The 19,102-nt window shown below is 61.1% G+C and carries 16 protein-coding genes; 5 read left to right on the top strand and 11 right to left on the bottom strand.

Annotation, left to right across the window (positions count from 1 at the left end; translation table 11 throughout):
• Window positions 1–9: 9 nt before the first annotated feature.
• Together ACZZZU_RS11780 and msbA are read right to left on the bottom strand one after the other, a co-directional pair.
• Complete coding sequence (locus ACZZZU_RS11780; protein WP_463550686.1) at window positions 10–909, bottom strand: GNAT family N-acetyltransferase; 900 nt, start codon at window positions 907–909, stop codon at window positions 10–12.
• Window positions 906–2,696 (bottom strand): lipid A export permease/ATP-binding protein MsbA, encoded by a 1,791-nt coding sequence (msbA, locus tag ACZZZU_RS11785; RefSeq protein WP_463550687.1) that lies wholly within the window; start codon window positions 2,694–2,696, stop codon window positions 906–908. The genes ACZZZU_RS11780 and msbA overlap by 4 nt, the downstream gene beginning before the upstream one ends.
• A gap of 35 nt (window positions 2,697–2,731) precedes the next feature.
• Between msbA and ACZZZU_RS11790 the strand changes: the two genes are divergently transcribed.
• Window positions 2,732–3,346, top strand: a complete 615-nt coding sequence (locus ACZZZU_RS11790; RefSeq protein ID WP_463550688.1) for a lipopolysaccharide kinase InaA family protein — start codon at window positions 2,732–2,734, stop codon at window positions 3,344–3,346.
• Here the strand turns inward: ACZZZU_RS11790 and ACZZZU_RS11795 are convergent.
• The 6 genes from ACZZZU_RS11795 to ACZZZU_RS11820 all read right to left on the bottom strand — a co-directional run bounded on the left by ACZZZU_RS11795 (window position 3,316) and on the right by ACZZZU_RS11820 (window position 10,618).
• Window positions 3,316–4,143 carry a lipopolysaccharide core biosynthesis protein gene (locus ACZZZU_RS11795; RefSeq protein ID WP_463550689.1) on the bottom strand — a complete coding sequence of 276 codons (828 nt, stop codon included), beginning with the start codon at window positions 4,141–4,143 and terminating at the stop codon, window positions 3,316–3,318. The genes ACZZZU_RS11790 and ACZZZU_RS11795 overlap by 31 nt on opposite strands.
• A gap of 80 nt (window positions 4,144–4,223) precedes the next feature.
• Window positions 4,224–5,381, bottom strand: coding sequence for an O-antigen ligase family protein (locus ACZZZU_RS11800; protein WP_463550690.1), 1,158 nt, complete (start codon window positions 5,379–5,381; stop codon window positions 4,224–4,226).
• A 3-nt stretch (window positions 5,382–5,384) separates the two neighbouring features.
• A complete protein-coding gene (locus tag ACZZZU_RS11805; RefSeq protein ID WP_463550691.1) occupies window positions 5,385–6,494 on the bottom strand; it encodes a capsular polysaccharide export protein, LipB/KpsS family in 1,110 nt (369 codons plus the stop codon).
• The gene (locus ACZZZU_RS11810) at window positions 6,491–7,762 is read right to left on the bottom strand and encodes a capsule biosynthesis protein (RefSeq protein WP_463550692.1); all 1,272 of its coding nucleotides are present in this window, start codon (window positions 7,760–7,762) and stop codon (window positions 6,491–6,493) included. Before ACZZZU_RS11810 ends, ACZZZU_RS11805 begins: the two co-directional genes overlap by 4 nt.
• Window positions 7,759–8,877: a glycosyltransferase gene (locus ACZZZU_RS11815; protein WP_463550693.1), complete on the bottom strand. Its 1,119-nt coding sequence runs from the start codon at window positions 8,875–8,877 to the stop codon at window positions 7,759–7,761. Before ACZZZU_RS11815 ends, ACZZZU_RS11810 begins: the two co-directional genes overlap by 4 nt.
• Window positions 8,861–10,618, bottom strand: a complete 1,758-nt coding sequence (locus tag ACZZZU_RS11820) for a carbamoyltransferase family protein (RefSeq protein ID WP_463383962.1) — start codon at window positions 10,616–10,618, stop codon at window positions 8,861–8,863. Before ACZZZU_RS11820 ends, ACZZZU_RS11815 begins: the two co-directional genes overlap by 17 nt.
• Window positions 10,619–10,918: 300 nt before the next feature.
• Between ACZZZU_RS11820 and hutH the strand changes: the two genes are divergently transcribed.
• Window positions 10,919–12,448 (top strand): histidine ammonia-lyase, encoded by a 1,530-nt coding sequence (gene hutH, locus ACZZZU_RS11825; protein WP_463550694.1) that lies wholly within the window; start codon window positions 10,919–10,921, stop codon window positions 12,446–12,448.
• A gap of 53 nt (window positions 12,449–12,501) precedes the next feature.
• Here the strand turns inward: hutH and ACZZZU_RS11830 are convergent, their stop codons facing one another.
• Together ACZZZU_RS11830 and hutC are read right to left on the bottom strand one after the other, a co-directional pair.
• On the bottom strand, window positions 12,502–13,083 hold the full coding sequence (locus ACZZZU_RS11830; RefSeq protein WP_463383964.1) for a HutD/Ves family protein: 582 nt from the start codon (window positions 13,081–13,083) through the stop codon (window positions 12,502–12,504).
• A complete protein-coding gene (gene hutC / locus ACZZZU_RS11835; RefSeq protein ID WP_463536972.1) occupies window positions 13,080–13,811 on the bottom strand; it encodes a histidine utilization repressor in 732 nt (243 codons plus the stop codon). The genes ACZZZU_RS11830 and hutC overlap by 4 nt, the downstream gene beginning before the upstream one ends.
• Window positions 13,812–13,946: 135 nt before the next feature.
• Here hutC and ACZZZU_RS11840 point away from each other — a divergent pair, with 135 nt between their 5' ends.
• The 3 genes from ACZZZU_RS11840 to ACZZZU_RS11850 all read left to right on the top strand — a co-directional run bounded on the left by ACZZZU_RS11840 (window position 13,947) and on the right by ACZZZU_RS11850 (window position 18,169).
• Window positions 13,947–15,311 carry a formimidoylglutamate deiminase gene (locus ACZZZU_RS11840; RefSeq protein WP_463550695.1) on the top strand — a complete coding sequence of 455 codons (1,365 nt, stop codon included), beginning with the start codon at window positions 13,947–13,949 and terminating at the stop codon, window positions 15,309–15,311.
• Window positions 15,312–15,522: 211 nt separating this feature from the next.
• The gene (locus ACZZZU_RS11845) at window positions 15,523–16,797 is read left to right on the top strand and encodes a murein hydrolase activator EnvC family protein (protein WP_463550696.1); all 1,275 of its coding nucleotides are present in this window, start codon (window positions 15,523–15,525) and stop codon (window positions 16,795–16,797) included.
• A gap of 34 nt (window positions 16,798–16,831) precedes the next feature.
• The gene (locus ACZZZU_RS11850) at window positions 16,832–18,169 is read left to right on the top strand and encodes a S41 family peptidase (RefSeq protein WP_463550697.1); all 1,338 of its coding nucleotides are present in this window, start codon (window positions 16,832–16,834) and stop codon (window positions 18,167–18,169) included.
• Window positions 18,170–18,328: 159 nt separating this feature from the next.
• Here the strand turns inward: ACZZZU_RS11850 and ACZZZU_RS11855 are convergent, their stop codons facing one another.
• Complete coding sequence (locus tag ACZZZU_RS11855) at window positions 18,329–19,084, bottom strand: substrate-binding periplasmic protein (protein ID WP_122493337.1); 756 nt, start codon at window positions 19,082–19,084, stop codon at window positions 18,329–18,331.
• Window positions 19,085–19,102: the final 18 nt, after the last annotated feature.

Genomic DNA, 19,102 nt, shown 5'->3' on the forward strand with positions numbered 1-19,102 from the left:
CCTGGGGCTCTATACCTGAAACACCGGCACGCTATGGCACCAGCGGTCTTTGTATTCGCGGTCGGCGCGGCCGAAGGAGTAGCGCAGCGGTTTATTCAATGCGCGGGCGGCGGCCCAGGCGTCTTGGGTGTTGACGAAGCTGAGCACGCTGCCGGGGCTGAACTCGCGGTTCTGCGGGTCGACACCACCGTTGATGTATTCAAGGCTCACCCAACTCGGCGCCTGCACTTGATACAGCACCTGGATGGCCACGGGCAGGTCGTTGAGGTAAATCAGCGAGCCGGTCATGAATTCACGCAGCAGGGCAAACACTTCGGCCAAATGCGCCTTGCCGGTCGCCTCGAAGCCCCAGCGGCGCTGGAACAGGTCGGCGTAAATGCTCGCCTGTTCAGCAGGCGTCAGATCAAGCATCGGCCGAATCACCCCGCCCGCCTCCTCCAGCAAGCGCTGTTCACGGCGCTGGTTGTAGCGGAATTTTTTCGAATAATCCTCGGGGGCGCGGGCCAGCGCCAAGCCTTCAGGTTGCGGCTTGAGCGTGTCGATCCGGCCGCTGTTCAGCTCCGAGACATAGCGCATGCGCTGGCGCACCGGCACCTGAACATCGGGCGCCACCGGCAGAATGATCTCGGCATTGCCCAGATCGAACAGCCCGCGTTTGCCCTTGGCCTTGAGCACGTCTTTGGACAAGGCCAAGTGGCGACCCCAGCACGGCACGGCGGCGACCAGTTCAGCGCCGGCGAACCAACCGAGGTAGCGCACGGGAAGCCCCGCCAGGCCGGCGAGGCGCTCGATGACCTGCGGATGAGTGGCCACGCTGCCGCCGAAGCGGTTCCAGGCGGCGGCGTAAGCGTCGGCTTCGATCGGGGTCCAGCCACGTTCACGCCAGCCCCGCCACACGCGGCCGATCATGCCGGAAGCAGCTCGGCTTCGGCTTCGTCGCCGTCTTTGAACTGCTTGGCGTGCAAGCGCGAGTAGTAGCCGTTCAGGGCCAACAACTCGTCGTGGCTGCCGCGCTCGACGATCTCGCCTTGGTCCATGACCAGGATCAGATCGGCCTTTTCAATGGTGCTCAGACGGTGGGCAATCACCAGCGTGGTACGGCCCTGCATGACCTTGTCGAGGGCGCCCTGAATATGGCGTTCGGATTCGGTATCCAGCGCCGAGGTGGCCTCGTCGAGAATCAGCAGCGGCGCGTTTTTCAGCAGCGCACGGGCAATGGCCAGACGCTGGCGTTGGCCACCGGACAGCAGCACGCCGTTCTCGCCCACCAAGGTGTCGTAGCCTTGCGGCATCTTCTCGATGAACTCGGCCGCATACGCATCTTCAGCCGACTGGCGCACGGCATCAAACGGCGCGCCGGCCAAATCGCCATAGGCGATGTTGTTGGTAACGGTGTCGTTGAACAGGGTGACGTGCTGGGTCACCAGCGCGATATGACGGCGCAGGTTGGTCAGCTTGAAGGTTTCGATTTCCAGACCATCGAGCAAAATTTCGCCCTGGTTGTGGTGATAGAAACGCGGAATCAAATTGGCCAGCGTCGACTTGCCGCTGCCCGAGCGGCCCACCAGGGCGACCATTTGCCCAGGCTTGGCGACGAAGGAAATGTTGCTCAGTACCTCACGCTCGGTGCCAGGGTATTGGAAGCTCAGATTGCGCACTTCCAGCAGGCCAGTGGCGCGTTCCAGCTCCACGGTGCCGGCGTCCACTTCAGGCTCTTCATCAAGCTGCTCGAAAATGCTTTCCGCACCGGCCAGACCTTTCTGGATGGTGGCGCTGACTTCTGACAGTTGGCGGATCGGCTTGGGCAGCAGGCCGGCGGCGGTGATATAGGCCACCAGGTCGGCGGGCGAGGCATCGCCACGGAAGTACAGCACCAGGTACATCAACACGGCCATGCCGATATAGATGACGAGTTGAAGGCTTGGCGTGTAGATCGACTGGGTGCGCGTCATGCCCAGGCTGCGGTTCATGTTGTCTTCGCTGGCTTCGCGAAAACGGGTTTTCTCGTAGGTTTCGCCGCCGAAGCTGCGCACCACGCGATAGCCCTGAATGGTCTCCGAGGCCACGTGGGTTACATCGCCCATCGCCACCTGGATTTTCTTGCTTTGGCTGCGAAACTTCTTGCTGGCTGTTGTCACCAGTATCGCAATAACCGGCAGGATGCACAGCAATACAGAGGTCAGTTTCCAGTTGCTGTAAACCAGATAGCCGAACAGAAACACCACGGTCAGGCCTTCACGAATCACCACCTTGATAGCATCGGTGGCGGCGCCGGTGACCATGGTCACGTTGTAGGTAATACGCGAAATCAGGTGGCCGGAATTGTGGTTATCGAAGTACCGGTTCGGCAGCGTCAGCAGACTGTTAAACAGCGCTACCCGCAGGTCGTGGACCAAGCCACGGGAGACTTTTGCCAGGTAGTAGTTGCCCAGAAATGAGCCTATGCCCTGATAGACGGCAATGAGTACAATCAACAACGGCACGCCAAGGACCATTGAAACGCCGAGAAACTTGGTGTCGTTGGTGCCTTCCAGGGCGCGGATAAAGTGTTTGAGCATGTCGGCCAGCAACGGTTGGCTGGACGCGAAAATCACGAAACCGACAATACTGATCGCAAAAGCACCCCAATACGGCAGCACATACTTGAGCAGTCTCAAATAGACTTTCAGACTGGATTGCTCACTGGTTTTGGCCATTCGGCACGCCTCATACGACTGGCTTGAGAGAAAAGATGCGGATTGTAGCAGCGAACGAATTGCAAGATTGGCTCGACCACGGCGAGCTTCTGGAAAAAGACAGTTTTGGGCCGAAGGTGGTGCGCTTGGCGGACGGCCGCTTGCTCAAGATCATGCGCAGTCGCCGCACGCCGCTACTGGCCCGCTTGCTTCCTTCGGCACAACGTTTCAGCCGCAATGCGCAACGCTTGCAACAGGCTGGCATCGCCACCCCGATCATTGATGAAAGCGTGTGGATCGACCGCGAAAAAGCCGTTAGCGCTTGCCTGTATCAACCGTTGGCCGGCGAGCCGCTGGATAGCCTGTTCCGCCACGACAAACCCCGGTTTCTGAAACTGCTTCCGCAGTTGGCGGCTTATATCTATCGCCTGCATCAGCGCGGCATTTACTTTCGCTCGCTGCACTTGGGCAACATCTTGCTCACGCCCGATGGCGACTTCGGCCTAATTGATTTCCTCGACTTGCGCTTCAAGCGCGCGCCGCTGAATAAGCGCCTGGTGCGGCGAAACTTCGAGCACTTGCGCGGCTATTTACAGCGGCGCAAGGTCGAAGGTTTCCCGTGGGACGATTTGCTTGCGGCTTACGCGCGGGCCAGCAGCGCGTCGAGCTGATCGCGCTGTAGCTTGGGAATCAAACGCTCCGGTAAACGGCTTTGGGCGGACAGGTTGTACACCTGAAATTGCGGTTTGATCACACGCTCAGCCAGTAGCTGAAAGCTCGGCAGAATGTAGTCATCGAAGTCGCCATCCAGGCGACTGGGCACCGCTTTTTCGCCGTCCTCATAGAAGCGGCCGGCCTTGGTGTTCAAGTCCACACCCACCAGAAGCACCTGGGTAAATCCCAAGTGATAGGCCAACTGGATGCCCGCATAGGGCACGGTGCGGCCGTTGAAGTAGCCTTTCTGTAGATTGCGACTGAACCCGATGCGGTTGGGCTTTTGCCGGAACCAGGAATAGTTGCACTCGATCTCGTCGTCGTTGCGCATCGCCCGCGCGAATTGCCGTGGGCTCAAATGACGGTGCGCCTCGTCGCAGCGCCCTGCTCGCTCGAAGCGAAATACCGAGCGCCCTTCCAACGCGTCCGGCACGGTGCCCAGCAAGGTTTCAATCACGCGCGGGGAAAGCACTAGGTGGCGAGCATGCTCGACGGCTTGCAGCATCAATGGCAGACGGTTGCGAACGAAGCTGCTGTCGTCGCACAGGTAGTAATCGGGCGCCATGCCGACAGAGGTGAAGCGGCAGATCGAGCCGTTCAACGCCATCATCGGGAACTGGCCGTATTGCTCCAGCGGGAAATTTTTAGTGGACGGCCCGGACGCCACGATAAATACCGGACCAGAGCAGCTGTTACGACACGCGTCGAATGATTCGAACGGCACCGATTTATTAGAAAGGTAAAACTCGCCCATCCAAGGCGTCCCTCTTCGCATGAGGCGTCGAGAGTCGACGCACACCCCTATCGTTTTCGATAAAGGTGACAGCGAGGGGTTCAGACTGTTTTATTTCTTCCCAACTTTCGGCTGGCCAGCACCAGACTCAGGCCAATCGGCAGCCAGGTCACCAACCAATCGGCATTGGGCTTGAGCCACACGCCGATGCCATCGGTCATCAGCGACACCGTCGCAAACACCCAGATCGCCAGGACCGCCTGACCGAGCGGTTCGGCGCGGTGGCCCCAGGCGCGCCAGGCCACGCTGGCCCACAACGTCAGGTACAACGCCAAGCCGATGACACCTTCGCGCGCGCCGATGTTCAGGAACAAGTTGTGCGGGTGTTTGAAGGTGCGGTTCAGCTCAGGCACAAAAATGCCGTATTCGTTGAAGCCGTAGCCCAACACCCCATTGCCCAGCATCAGGTTCAGACCGCCAGCCCACAACGTCGGACGCGCCGAGGCGCCACGCTGGGTCAGCACATCCGGGCAGATCACAGCGACAACGGCGATCGTAATGACGCCAAGTGCAATGAGCGCGTAACCGCGGCGAGAACGCAGTGCCACCACCATCACAACAAAGGTCAGTATCAAGGCGAGCCAGACGCCACGCGTCTGGTTGATGACGAGAAACGCGACATAGCCCAGCGCTGCCACGGCCAGCAGGCCCAACTGCCACATCGGCAAGCGTTGCGTTGGGCGCAGGAAATAGGCGAGCAGTGCCAGAGCGCCCACGGCATGAGCCGCCATGATCGCGGTATTCCAAACGCCCAAGGCAACCACACGCCCAAAAGGCGGCGGGTTCAAAAGGAAATGCGCTACCGAGGCCAGTGACAGCACGCCGCCAAACAGGGCAGCGCCGAACAGCCACGTCTCGATGCGGATGCGTGCTTGCGAGGCCAGTACGATGCCCAGCAGCGATAACGTCACGTAAAGGGTGACCTTGTAATCGCCGATCAGGTCATCGCTGCCTTTAATGGCCAGCACCAGCCAGGTCCACGCCATGAACAAGCCGAACAATGCCAGCTCAGGTTGCTTCAGTGCGGCGCGAAAATCGGCGCGAAACAGTGCCGGAATGACCGGCAGCCACAACAGCGTAATGATTGCCTGATGGTAGTGCTTAGTGGGGAGAAACCAGGCGAAGCACAGCAGCGCCGTTAACCCCAGACATGCCCAACTCGGCAACGAAACCTTGCGCAGTATTGCAATACCTTTCATCCATCAACCCTTGTTCAACATGCGCTGTGCCACTCGTTTCAACTGCGCAGCGTCGGCGTTTTGCCAGCTGCCTTTAATGCAATAGTCATGCGCCAGGTAGCGCAGGAAGTTGCGTTTCACGCGTTCATCCAGCGGCCAATCCGGGAAGCTTGTGGCCGCCGCCACCAGTTCGTCGGCGGAGTCGGCGTGCATGACCACGCCGGGAATATTGAAAAATGCCTGACCGAGGGTGAGCACCGGCTTGCCCAACAACAAACTCTCCAGCCCCACCGTCGAGTTGAGCGTGATCACGAACTGGCTTTGCTCGATCAACTGCTGAGTGGCATTGCCATTGGCAAACAACAGGCGCTCATGGGTGCGTTGGTGCAAATCGGGGTACACCTCGCGGCTCGACGGGTGTTCTTTGAACACTACGGTCATGCCGGTTTGCGCAGCCAGCCGTTCGCCCAAAGCAAACAGCTCACGCATGTTGCCGACCCACGGGGAAAACAGGCGCACTTGCGTGTCGCGGTCGTCCTGGAAGGGAATGAACACGTAACGCGGCGGCAGCTCGATAGGCACCAGGTCGCTCACGCGCGGCTTGCGTGGAATCAGCGTCACCTCGTCCTCACCGTCGGCCGCCTCGGGCTCTGGGTAGTTGAGATAGAACGCCTGATCGCGCGGCACAGAGTTGCGGAAGTTCACGCCTTTGGCATCCAGCGTGGTGGTGTCGGGCAATAAGCCATTTTCAAAGAAGAACGTGCCACAGGTGGCTGGCTTCAGCGCCAGCAGCAATTGGCAGTACCGGTGCGAGCCGTTCCACATCACCAAATTCTTCGGCTTTTCGCGCTTGAGCAAGGCGTTGGCGCGCAGGGCGATCCAGGCTAATTCCAGGCGCAGCAAGGCGCGATAAAACGAGCCTTCGTATTTATTTTTGACCCGCCGCTCCTGGCATTTTTCCTCCACCAGATGCGCCCAATCGATACGCGAAATAATGGCCGGCAATTGCCAAGGACGCGGCCACGGCATTTGCCCCGGCACCACGACCTTGCCCTGCAGGTCCGTCTCGTTGAGCAGGCGCTGGAAATAGATGCTTTGGTGCTTGGCCAGGGAGAAAAAAAGAAACTGGGTCATGGTCGATCCGTGCCATTCAAAGGGGCGTGCTCGATGTCGTCGGGTAGGGGCTGATCGCGCAGCAAGCACTCGAGGACACGCACGTTCTGCGCCAAGCCTTGCGAGCCATGAGACAGATGAAACAGCGCGAAGGCGCGAGCGACTTTCACCTGTTCGTCGTAAGCACCGACGATCTGCTCAAGGCGCTGCTGGAGCGCGGCCGGCGTTTCGATCCGCGATCCGAAAAAGCGCTCCTGGGCGAAAATGTCGCCATCCTCGCTAAGGTTGGCGTACAGCACCGGGCGACCGGCCAAGCCAGCCTCAATCACCGCATTGGACATGATGTTAACCACCACCGACGCCTGGCCCAGCGCCTCGGCCAATGAGCATTCGGCGGCGAGCAGTTGCACGTTGGGCAACTCATCGGCCACGGGCCGCCAATAACCGGCCTGGCTGCGCGGGTGGCGCTTGATCAACACCTGCCAGTTCGGGTTGGCAGCGGCCCAATCGCGGAGCAAGGCATAGGTGCGCTGATAGCCGGGCTCTTTCTCTTTGTCCGGCCCAACGCCGAGCACCAGCAGACGCTTTTGTTGCGGGTCGGCAAACGGTAAGTCATACGCGCTGTCGATCATGTGCGAGCCGGCCAACACGGCGGTCGAGTCGCCAAAGCGCAACGTCCGCGCCAGCAGCGCTTCCAGCGAACTGCGGCCGAATAGCAGGTAATAGTCGTAGTCGTTCATGCCCAGGCGGCGTGAGCTTTCCACCGTTGAGGCATGGGCCAACTGCACCAGCGGCCGGCCGCGCGTGTTCATGGCCAGACGCAGAAAAGGCGAATACAGGCTGCCGTTGCGGTCGTTGAGCAGCACCGCTGGCTGATGGTGATTGACCAGCCATTGCGCGTAGGCGGCATAACCGAAATAGCGCAGTGGCAGCGGTTGCGGCGGCGCGTTGAGCAAGCGCTCGCGGCAAATCATTCGTGGGCTCTGCAACGCCGTTTCGATCAACGAATGACCGCGCTCGCGCATGGCCTGAATAAAGGCTTTTTTGCGGGCAAAAGCGATCACTTTGGGGGCCGACTGCAACAGCAAGAAGTCACACGGCTCGGCGGCGTGTTGCGCGGCCAGACAACGCCTGGCACGCCAGCCGAAGCGCAGGTCGGCCAGCGCCTCGCGAGCGAACCGTAACGCGCTGCCGACTACGCCGTAGCGCTCGCGCAGCAGCTCCCAGCGGTAACGGTCCAGCGCGCGTGCGCGGTCAGCCCAAAGGGTTTCGGTGGGGCGAGAAATCATCGTTTCCCGGCCATCATTGGCAAGGCCCAAAAGCGCACGCGTACGGCTTCATCGGTGAAGCGCTCGCGCAACCGCATGGCCATGCGCGCACGGCATTCAGGCAGGCGCTCAGCTTCCGCCGCCTGGCGTTGCAGCTGGCGCGCCAACTCGGCAGCGTCGCCCAGCGCAAACAACAGCCCGACACCGGCCACCACTTCCGCACCGCCGCCGCAGTCGGTGCAAATAACCGGCACGTCGGCGGCCATGGCTTCCAGCAAAACCATGCCGAACGGCTCGTGATCGGAGCTCAAGGCGAACACATCGAAGGCGCGAAAATAGCGGCGACCGTGGGCCACCTGGCCGAGAAAACGCACCTGCTCGGCCACGCCCAGATGCTGCGCCAGCGCCTTGAGCGGAGCCTCGAGCTTGCCGCTGCCCATGATCACCAACAGGCTGTTGGCCGGCAGGTTTGGCAAGGCTTCAGCAAAACCGCGAAGCAACGTGGTTTGGTCTTTGTCCGGGTGCAGACGGCCGACGTTGCCGACAATCCACGCATCGTTTGCCAGGCCCAAGGCTTCACGGGCCTGCTCGCGGCTGAGCAGCTCGGCTTGAATGGCGGCCGGGTCTACGCGGTTGTACAGGGTTTCAATGCGCTCAGCCGGCCAGCCTGGCAGGCTTTCGCGCAGGTCATCGCGCACAGCGTCAGACACCCCGAGCAAGCTCAGGCGGCGTTTGAACCAGTTGGCGAAAAGAAAACGCGAGCGCCGGCGATAGTCACCAAACGCATGGTGCACGCCGATCACCGGCAAGTTGCTGCCGAGCAAGGCGACGTACACCGGTTTGAAGCGGTGGGCGATGCAAAACGCGAACTGGCGTTCGCGGGTGATGCGTTTGATGTCGCGAATGGCCGCCAACTTCAGGCCACGCACCTCGGCGCTGTGGTAGCCGAGAAAAATCACTTCGTCCGACCCCGACCCCGCCTCCACGGCGGCGCTCGGTTCACCGGTCAGGTAAACGGTGGTGACTTTATAAGGCGTGCCGTCAAAGAGACTGGCGTACTGACGGGCGCAGTCCAGAAACGGCCCGTCATAACCATGGCAGAACTGCAGAACGCGCAGTTCAGTTGAGCGTGTCATACCCGTCCGCGCCTTCCTTGATCACCAAAATGTCTTCCATGATCAGGTACTGCAGGTCCGAACCGAAGAACATGTTCAGCGCGTCGGTGGGCGAGCAGATCATCGGTTCGCCACGACGGTTCAGCGACGTGTTCAGCGACACGCCGTTGCCGGTCAGGCCTTCCAGGGCCTTCATCATGTCGTAGTAGCGCGGGTTGTATTCGCGCTTGAGCACCTGGGCACGGGAAGTGCCGTCTTCGTGCACCACTTCCGGCACACGGGTTTTCCACTCTTCCGCCACTTCAAAGGTGAAGGTCATGAACGGTGCCGGGTGATCGACCTTGATCATCTGCGGGCCGACGGTATCAAGCATCGACGGGCAGAAGGGGCGCCAGCGCTCGCGGAACTTGATTTGTTCGTTGATGCGGTTGGCCACGCCGGCAATGCTTGGGCAGCCAATGATCGAACGACCGCCTAAGGCACGCGGACCAAACTCCATGCGGCCCTGGAACCAGGCCACCGGGTTGCCGGCGACCATGATTTCGGCGATGCGCTGCGGCATGTTGTCGATTTGCTTCCACTTCGGCTTGCTCACGTGGCGCGCGCAGGCGGCGATCACGTCTTCGTTGGAGTACGAAGGGCCGAGGTAAACGTGTTCCATTTTCTCCACTGGCACACCGCGCTTGTGCGAGATGTACGCGGCGGCGCCAACGGCGGTGCCGGCATCACCGGAGGCCGGCTGCACGAACAGCTCTTTGACTTCCGGGCGGGCAATGATGCGCTGGTTGAGTTTGACGTTCAGCGCGCAGCCGCCGGCGAAGGCAATTTTGCCGGTTTCCTTGAGGATGTCGCCCAGGTAGTAATCCATCATTTGCAGCGCGAGCTTTTCGAACAGCGCTTGCATGCTGGCGGCGTAATGGATGTACGGATCGTCGGCGATGTCGCCTTCGCGTTTCGGACCCAGCCACTCGATCAGCTTGGGCGAGAAGTAGAAGCCCTTGCCGTTCTCTTTATAGCGACGCAGGCCGATGACGTTGGCGTATTCGGTGTTGATGATCAGCTCGCCGTTTTCGAATTTGGCCAGGCGCGAGAAATCGTATTTGCTGGCGTCGCCATACGGCGCCATGCCCATGACCTTGAACTCGCCGTCGAGCATTTCGAAACCGAGGAACTCGGTGATCGCGCCGTACAGGCCGCCGAGGGAATCCGGGTCGAAGAATTCTTTGATCTTGTGGATCTTGCCGTTCTCGCCATAGCCGAAAAAGGTGGTGGCGTACTCACCTTTACCGTCGATGCCCATGATCGCGGTTTTCTCGGTGAAGCCCGAGCAGTGGTAGGCGCTGGAGGCGTGGGCCAGGTGATGCTCGACCGGCTCGATTTTGACTTTTTTCGGGTCGAAGCCCAGTTGCTCGAGGCACCAGACGATCTTGTTGCGGTAGCGCTTGTAGCGACGATTGCCCATCAGGATGGCGTCGAGCGAGCGGTCCGGCGCGTACCAGTAGCGCTTGGCGTAGTGCCAGCGCGCCTTGCCGAAAATGCTGATAGGCGCGAAGGGAATGGCGACCACATCGACGTCCGACGGTTTGATGCCAGCCTGTTCCAGGCAGAACTTGGCCGATTCGTAGGGCATGCGGTTCTTGGCGTGCTTGTCGCGCACGAAGCGCTCTTCTTCGGCGGCCGCGATCAACTTGCCGTCGATATAGAGCGCAGCGGAAGGATCATGACTGAGGGCGCCGGAAAGGCCGAGAATCGTCAATGCCACGGGAAACCTCTTGCAACGACGCAGGACCAATGCCTGCGCGAAAAGTCGGACGGCAAACCGAGGGTCGCCTGATAAAGCCGGGGATTATAGCCGCTGCGTAGCGCTGGGCGCGAGCGTGGCGCCAAAGCCCGAACGCGCCGTGGCGATCAGAAACGTCTGTGATTTCAAGCGCAACTTGCTGCGTTTGCTGTGGGAAAGCTTTAAGCAAGAGACTTTGACTCGCCATTTGCCTAACCTGTATATACAAGTGTATATAGGTGCTCGTCATCCTTTCACCGGCATTTTTCCAGGACGTCTTCCATGTCGAATCCACTGCTGCTTCAGCCCGGCCAACTTTCCCTCGAACAGCTACGCGCTATTTATCAGCAGCAATGCCCTGTCGAACTCGATCCGGCCGCCAAAGCAGTGGTCGACACCAGCAACCGCACGGTGCTGGAAATCATCGACAACAAGCGCACGGTTTACGGCATCAACACCGGCTTTGGCCTGTTGGCGCGCACCTCGATCCCGACTGAATCGCTGGCCAAATTGCAGCGCAACCTGCTGTTGTCGCACTGCACCGGCACCGGCCCGCTGTTGGATGACGCCAGCGTCGGGCTGATCATGGCGCTGAAAGTGGGCTCGCTGGCGCGCGGTTTTTCCGGCATCCGCTGGGAAGTGATCCAAGCCCTCGCCGCGCTGTACAACGCTCAGGTGTACCCGTGCATTCCCTCGCAAGGTTCCGTGGGCGCTTCCGGCGACCTGGCGCCGTTGGCGCATATGTCCGCCGTGCTGATCGGCATCGGCCGCGTTCGTCACAACGGCCGTGAAATGGACGCCGTTGAAGGCCTGGCCATTGCCGGCCTGACGCCGATGGTGCTCGGACCGAAGGAAGGCCTGGCGCTGATCAACGGCACGCAGGTGTCCACGGCGCTGGCGCTGCGCGGTTTGTTCGCGACGGAAAAATTGTTCAGCGCCGCCGTCGTGGCCGGCAGCTTGAGCGTTGAGGCGTTGAAAGGCTCAGCGGTGCCGTTCGACCCACGCATTCAAGCGGTGCGCGGCCAGGCCGGGCAAATTGATGTGGCGGCGTTCTACCGGGAGCTGCTGGGCAGCACCAGCGAGATTCGCGAATCCCACGCCGACTGCACCCGCGTGCAAGACCCCTACTCCCTCCGCTGCCAGCCACAAGTGATGGGCGCCTGCCTGGATCATCTGCGGTTTGCTGCGAACATTTTCCTGCGTGAAGCCAACGCCGTTTCCGACAACCCTTTGGTCTTCAGCGCCGATGGCGACGTGCTGTCCGGCGGCAACTTCCACGCCGAACCCGTGGCCATGGCCTCCGACGTGCTGGCCCTGGCGATTGCCGAAATCGGTTCGCTGTCGGAGCGACGCATTGCGCAATTGGTCGACCCGGCGCTGTCCGGCCTGCCGGCATTTCTGGTGCGCGAAGGCGGCTTGAACTCGGGCTTCATGATCGCCCAGGTGACCGCCGCAGCGTTGGCCTCCGAGAACAAAACCCTTGGCCATCCGGCCTCCATCGACAGCTTGCCGACCTCAGCCAACCAGGAAGACCACGTATCCATGGCTACCTTCGCCGCCCGCCGTCTGCTCGACATGGCCGGCAACAGCAGCGCCGTGGTCGCGATTGAACTGCTCGGCGCCGCGCAGGGCGTTGACCTGCACGCGCCGCTGAAAACCTCGCCGCTGCTGGTTGAAGTGCTGGAAATGGTGCGCCGCGAAGTGCCGCACTACGATGAAGACCGTTACTTCGCGCCGGACATCGCCGCCGCACGGGCGTGGGTGGAAAACGGTGCGTTTGGACAGTGGCTGGCGTTTGATCGGTTGTATTAACAGCATCGAGGCTGAAGCCTCTCCCACAATAGATATGCCCCTGTGGGAGAGGCTTAGCCTCGATTTTTGATCGACTGAAGCTCAATCAAGCAATACGGATAGTCAGCCCGAAACCGCAACGTTTGCAGCCGGCCACCGCCGCCCTGCAAGCAGTCGTAGCGCCCCAGCTCCACTTCCCCGCCCTTCACGTCTACCCGCAACCCATCCCCGGCACTGAACACCAGCACGGTCGCCGCCGAGGTGAACACGCTGCTCTCCCCCGCTGCCATCCACTGCAATCGCGCGCTGCAACGCTGCGGTGAATAGATCAGGTTGAAGTCGCGAATCGCCCCGCCAAGCAAGCTGCACTGCACCTGGCTGTCGCCGGAAAATGCGTACGCATCCAACGCCTGTAGCGGGCGGCCCATTTGGCCATCCACTTCAAGCTGCATGCCCTCACCTTCCAGCACGGTGATGATGCGTTGATAGCCGGTGAATGCCGAGAACGGTCCCGGCTGGGTGACGTCGGCGATGGACAGGCGCCAGGCGAATGCCTCAAGCCCGTCGCCATCGCGGGCGATTTCAAGGGTGCTGCCGCCGCCGTTTTTCCACGGCATGCGCACGTAGTCAGCGGCGCGCAGCACCTGCCAACTCATGAGGCGAAGCGCCCTTCCAGACGATGGCGCGAGCCTGGGTACAGCAGGCGCGCAACCGTCACGGTGCGGCGTCCGGACCACGTGCGGCGGCGAATCAGCAAGCACGGCTCGCCGCGTTCGATTTGCAGCAGCTTGCATTCGCTCGGCTCGGCCAGAATCGCTTCCACCACGTGCTCGCCCTCGCTCATCGGGGCGATTTGCATCAAGTAGGCGTACGGCGTGGCAACGGTGAAATCCTGGGTCAGGTAATCCGGGGCGACGCTGGCGTTTACGTAGCGGTCTTCGATCTGCACCGGCACGTCGTTTTCGTAGTGCACGATCACCGAGTGAAACACCCGCTCGCCTTCGCGAACGTCCAGCGCCATGGCGCGCTCGGCGCCGGCTTTTTCTTCTTCCAGGCGCACCACCACGCAATGGTGGCGATGGCCGCGAGCGGCGATTTCATCGGCGATGTTGTGCACTTCAAACAGCGCCGACTGGCCTTTGGGCTCCGCCACAAAAGTGCCGACGCCCTGCATGCGCACCAACAGGCCGTCGGCCGTGAGTTCACGCAGGGCGCGGTTGATAGTCATGCGGCTGAAACCGAGTTGCGCCACCAGCTCGCTTTCCGACGGCACGCGGTGATGGGGCGGCCAGGCGCCGGTGTGAATCTGCGCGCTGATCATCTGCTTGACGCGCGCGTACAACGGCGCAGGTTCGTCGCCCAGTTGCGCGGCCAGGGTGGCCATCTCGGACTGTGGAGCGGACACAGCAATCTCCTCGGCAAAACTTCGCGACTGGCGCGACGGTGGCGAGAGTTTACGTTTCACGTTTGCCTCTGTATATGTATATACAACCTGAATTCGCCCTGGAGCGCCCGGAACATGCCTGCTTTCTTTGCTGAGCGCGCCTTGCTGGCCGATGGGTGGGCGCGCAATGTGCGCCTGACCGTAGGCGCCGATGGCGTGCTGCAACAGATTCAAACCGAGGCCACCGACGAGGGCGCCGAACGCCTGAATGGCCCGCTGCTGCCGGGCATGCCCAATCTGCATTCCCATGCGTTTCAGCGCCTGATGGCCGGGTTGGCGGAAGTGGCCGGCAACCCCAACGATAGCTTCTGGACCTGGCGCGACCTGATGTACCGCCTGGTCGCCACACTCAGCCCCGAGCAGATTCAAATTATTGCCCGCCAGCTGTATATCGAAATGCTCAAAGCCGGCTACACCAGCGTCGCCGAATTCCATTACGTGCACCACGACGTCAACGGCCAGCCTTACGGCGATCCGGCTGAGCTGGGCTTGCGCATCAGCCAGGCGGCGAGCGACAGCGGGATCGGCCTGACGCTGCTACCCGTGCTGTATGCCCACGCGGGTTTTGGCGGTCTGCCGCCCAGCGAAGGCCAGCGGCGCTTTATCCATAGCAGCGACAGCTACCTCGCGTTGCAACAACGTCTTCAGGCTGCCCTGGCCGATCAGCCAAACCAGCGCCTGGGCCTGTGCTTTCACTCTTTGCGCGCCGTTACGCCGACACAAATCGAGCAGGTGCTGGCGGCCAGCGCCAGCGACAGCCCGGTGCACATCCATATCGCCGAGCAACAAAAAGAAGTGGACGACTGCCTGGCCTGGAGCGGCCAGCGCCCGCTGCAATGGCTGTTCGACCACGTCGCGGTGGACGCCCGCTGGTGCCTGGTGCACGCCACCCACGCCAACGCAGAAGAAGTGCGGCAGATGGCGGCCAGCCAAGCCGTCGCTGGCCTGTGCCTGACCACCGAGGCCAACCTGGGCGACGGTATTTTTCCGGCTGTGGATTACCTGGCCCAAGGCGGACGGCTGGGCATTGGTTCGGACAGCCACGTGTCGGTGAGCGTGGCCGAAGAATTGCGCTGGCTCGAATACGGCCAGCGCCTGCGCGACCAGAAACGCAACCGCCTCTACCGCAGCGATCAGCCCATGATCGGCCGCACCCTGTACGACGCCGCTCGGCTCGGCGGCGCGCAAGCGCTGGGTCAGCCGATTGGCCAATTGGCCGTCGGCAAACGAGCAGATTTCGTCGTGCTGGATGGCACCGACCCGTACATCGCCTGCGCCGAACAGGACGCCATTCTGAACCGGTGGCTGTTTGCCGGCGGTGATCGGCAAGTGCGCGATGTGATGGTTGGCGGGAAATGGGTGGTGCGCGAAGGGCGACACATTGACGAGCAGTGCAGTGCGCAGGACTTCGCCGGGGTACTGAAGGCGATGTTGGGGTGACCGGACGAGCTTCCTGCGCATCACGAGCCTGGTTCCCCACGTTCGCGCGCACGACGTTGCCTGATCGTGAGCTATCCGCTGGCTCGGTTAGCAAAGCGAAGCTCAACGCCGCCGCCCACTCGACATTTATTCCACCGGCACTGCGCGGACGTTTTTTTTGCTGCGCACCGCGGGCATACTAGGCCGTCTTCATCCCGGTATCGCCCGCCCCATGCTTCGCACCCTGACTGCCATTGTTCTTGCTCTGCTGCTATGCCCGGCCGTAGCCGACGAGCGCGCGGATGCGCAAAAGCAACTCGACGCTGCCCAGCGCGACGTTGTCGAACTGCAAAAACTGCTGAAGAAAATCGAAGCCGACAAGTCCGGCATTCAAAAGCAGCTGCGTGGCACGGAAACCGAAATGGGCGATCTGGAGAAGCAGATCAATACCCTTGAGCAGCAGCTCAAGAACAACGAGACCGAGATTCAGCGGCTCGAAGGCGAGAAAAAAAAACTTGAGGGCGCGCGTATCGAGCAGCAGAGGCTGATCGGTATACAAGCCAGGGCGGCCTACCAGAGCGGGCGACAGGAATACTTGAAGCTGTTGCTCAACCAGCAAAACCCCGAAAAATTCGCCCGCACCCTCACCTATTACGACTACGTCAGCCAAGCCCGCCTCGACCAGCTCAACACCTTCAACGAAACCCTGCGCCAACTGGCCAATATCGAACGCGAAAGCGCGGCGGAAAAAGCCCAACTCGCTGAGCGCAAAGGTTCCCTGGACGAGCGCCGCGACAAGCTTGCTCTGGTTCGCAAAGAGCGGCAGCAAGCCTTGGCCAAGCTCAACAGCGATTCGAAAAACAGCGACCAGAAACTCAAAGCCCGCCGGCAAGAACAAGCGGCGCTGGGCAATGTGCTGAAAACCATTGAGGAAACCCTGGCCCGCCAAGCCCGTGAAGCCAAGGCGGCGGAAGAAGCGCGCAAGCGTGCCCAGGAAGAACAGCAACTGGCCATGGCCAACCGCCGCGTCGGCCCTGGCCAGAAGCCGGTCAGCGCACCGAGCGGCCCCGTAGTTTCCAGCGATGGCGCTGTGTATGGCGGCGCGTTTGCCGGCAGCCGTGGCAAGCTGCCGTGGCCGGTCAATGGCCGCATCGTTGCGCGATATGGAACCCAACGCGGCGACGACGCTCGTACAACATGGGACGGCGTACTAATCGGCGCCGCCGCCGGCAGCCAGGTGCGCGCCGTGCACGGTGGCCGTGTGGTATTTGCCGACTGGTTGCGCGGTTCGGGCCTGCTGGTAATTCTCGACCACGGCAACGGTTACCTCAGCCTGTACGGGCACAACCAAAGCTTATTGAAAGACGCGGGTGACATCGTCAAAGCTGGCGAGCCGATTGCGACTGTCGGCACCAGTGGCGGCCAGGACACCCCCGCGCTGTATTTTGCGATTCGTCAGCAGGGCCGCCCCAGCGACCCTGCGCAATGGTGTCGGGCGCAGGGATAGGCCCAGTACCTCTTAATAGTGGAGCTCGTTCGATATGCCGCATTTGTCTCGCCTTAATTCCCTGGCCCTGGCTATCGCGCTGGCGCTCGGCGCCCCGCTCCTGCACGCCGCCACTGACGTCGAGGCCGCCACCGCACCGCCTGCGGCCAGCGCGCCAGCCGCGAACAAGGCGCCGCTGCCGCTCGACGAGCTGCGCACCTTTGCCGAAGTGCTCGACCGCATCAAAGCGGCTTACGTGGAACCGGTCGACGACAAAACCCTGCTGGAAAATGCCATCAAAGGCATGCTCAGCAACCTCGACCCGCACTCCGCCTACCTGGGCCCGGAAGACTTCGCGGAGCTGCAAGAAAGCACCAGCGGCGAATTCGGCGGCCTGGGCATTGAAGTGGGCCTGGAAGATGGTTTCGTTAAAGTGGTGTCGCCCATCGACGACACGCCTGCCTCCAAAGCGGGCATCCAACCCGGCGACCTGATCGTAAAAATCAACGGCGAGCCCACCAAGGGTTTGTCGATGATGGAAGCCGTCGACAAGATGCGCGGCAAAGCCGGCGAGAAAATTCAGCTGACCCTGGTGCGCGACGGTGGTGAGCCGTTCGACGTGCAACTGACGCGCGCCGTCATCAAGGTCAAGAGCGTGAAGAGCCAAACCCTCGAACCGGGTTACGGCTACCTGCGCATCACTCAGTTCCAGGTCAACAGCGGCGACGAAGTCGGCAAGGCGCTGGCCAAGCTGAAGAAGGACAACGACGGTAAAAAACTTCGCGGCCTGGTACTCGACCTGCGCAACAACCCGGGCGGCGTGTTGCAGGCAGCTGTGGAAGTGTCTGACCACTTCCTTACCAAAGGCCTGATCGTGTTCACCAAAGGCCGCATCGCCAACTCCGAACTGCGCTTCTCCGCCGACCCGGCCGACGCCAGCGAAGGCGTGCCGTTGGTGGTATTGATCAACGGCGGCAGCGCCTCGGCTTCGGAGATTGTTGCCGGCGCCCTGCAAGACCACAAACGCGGCATCCTCATGGGCACCAACAGCTTTGGCAAAGGCTCGGTGCAAACCGTGCTGCCGCTGAGCAACGACCGTGCGCTGAAAATCACCACTGCGCTGTACTACACGCCTAACGGCCGCTCGATTCAGGCGCAAGGCATCGTGCCGGACATCGAAGTGGCGCGCGCCAAAATTACCCGCGAAGACGACGGCGAAAGCTACAAAGAAGCCGACCTCGCCGGGCACTTGGGCAACGGCAACGGTGGCAAAGACAAAACCAGCAGCGAGCTGAAAGCGCAGAGCGGCAAAGCCAACCTGCAAGATCAGGACTTCCAGTTGAGCCAGGCGTTGAGCCTGTTGAAAGGGTTGAACGTTACGCGTAGCGAGTAACGGTCTGCTTTAGCCGCGAGTGCTCTGGCAAAAGAGCATCGCGGCTAAAGCCGCTCCTACAGAGATCAAAAGCTCAGAAGCTCAGAAGCTCAGAAGCTCAGAAGCTCAGAAGCTCAGAAGATTAATTGTAGGAGAGGCTTCAGCCTCGATGCTTTCTAGTTACAGATAGTTAGCTGAAATCTTGTCCACGGTGCCATCGGCACGCATCGCATCCAGTGCTTTCTGCAAACGCTGGATCACCTCGTCCGGGGTGTTCAGGTTCATCGCCAGGAACAGCTGGTTATCGTTGAAACGCAGCACGGTCACCAAGCCGTTCACGCCTTCCTGCTTGGCCATGTAACGCCCCACCGGGTCGGTAGTGGCCCACAGGTCAATTTTACCTTCCATCAATTTGCTGACGTTTTCCTGGTCGCGCAGCGCGTTCACCGGCGTCATGCCTTTGCCTTCCAGGTATTGGCTGACCGAGGCGTTTTTATAGGCGCCGAGTTTGTAGGCGTTGGCTTGTTCGAGGCTGCTGAGCTTGAGCGTGCTGCCGGGCTTGGCCATCAGTACGGCGCTAGTGTTGGCCAGCGGGCCCACCCACTTGAACATCGTTTCGCGCGCTTCGGTGCGGGTGGTGGAGAACAGCCCATAGTTGGCGTTGTCTTGGGTCAGCTTGTAGAGACGATCCCAGGGGAAGCGCAGGGTCAGGTTGTATTTGATGTCGGCGCGCTTGAACATTTCGCGCACCAGATCGGCGCTAATGCCATCAATGCCTTCGTCGCGGGCGAAGTTCTTGTCGTCGACCGCCATGTTGAAGGGCGGGAAATTCTCGGTCAGCAGCACCACTTCATAGCCTTCCGGCAATTCAGCATGGGCAGCGGCGGCGGTCAGGGCCAGGCCCAGCAACAGCGAACGGGAGATTAACTTCAGCATGATGGTGTGATGTCCTAT

The sequence above is a fragment of the Pseudomonas sp. AC136 genome, from assembly GCF_979258585.1.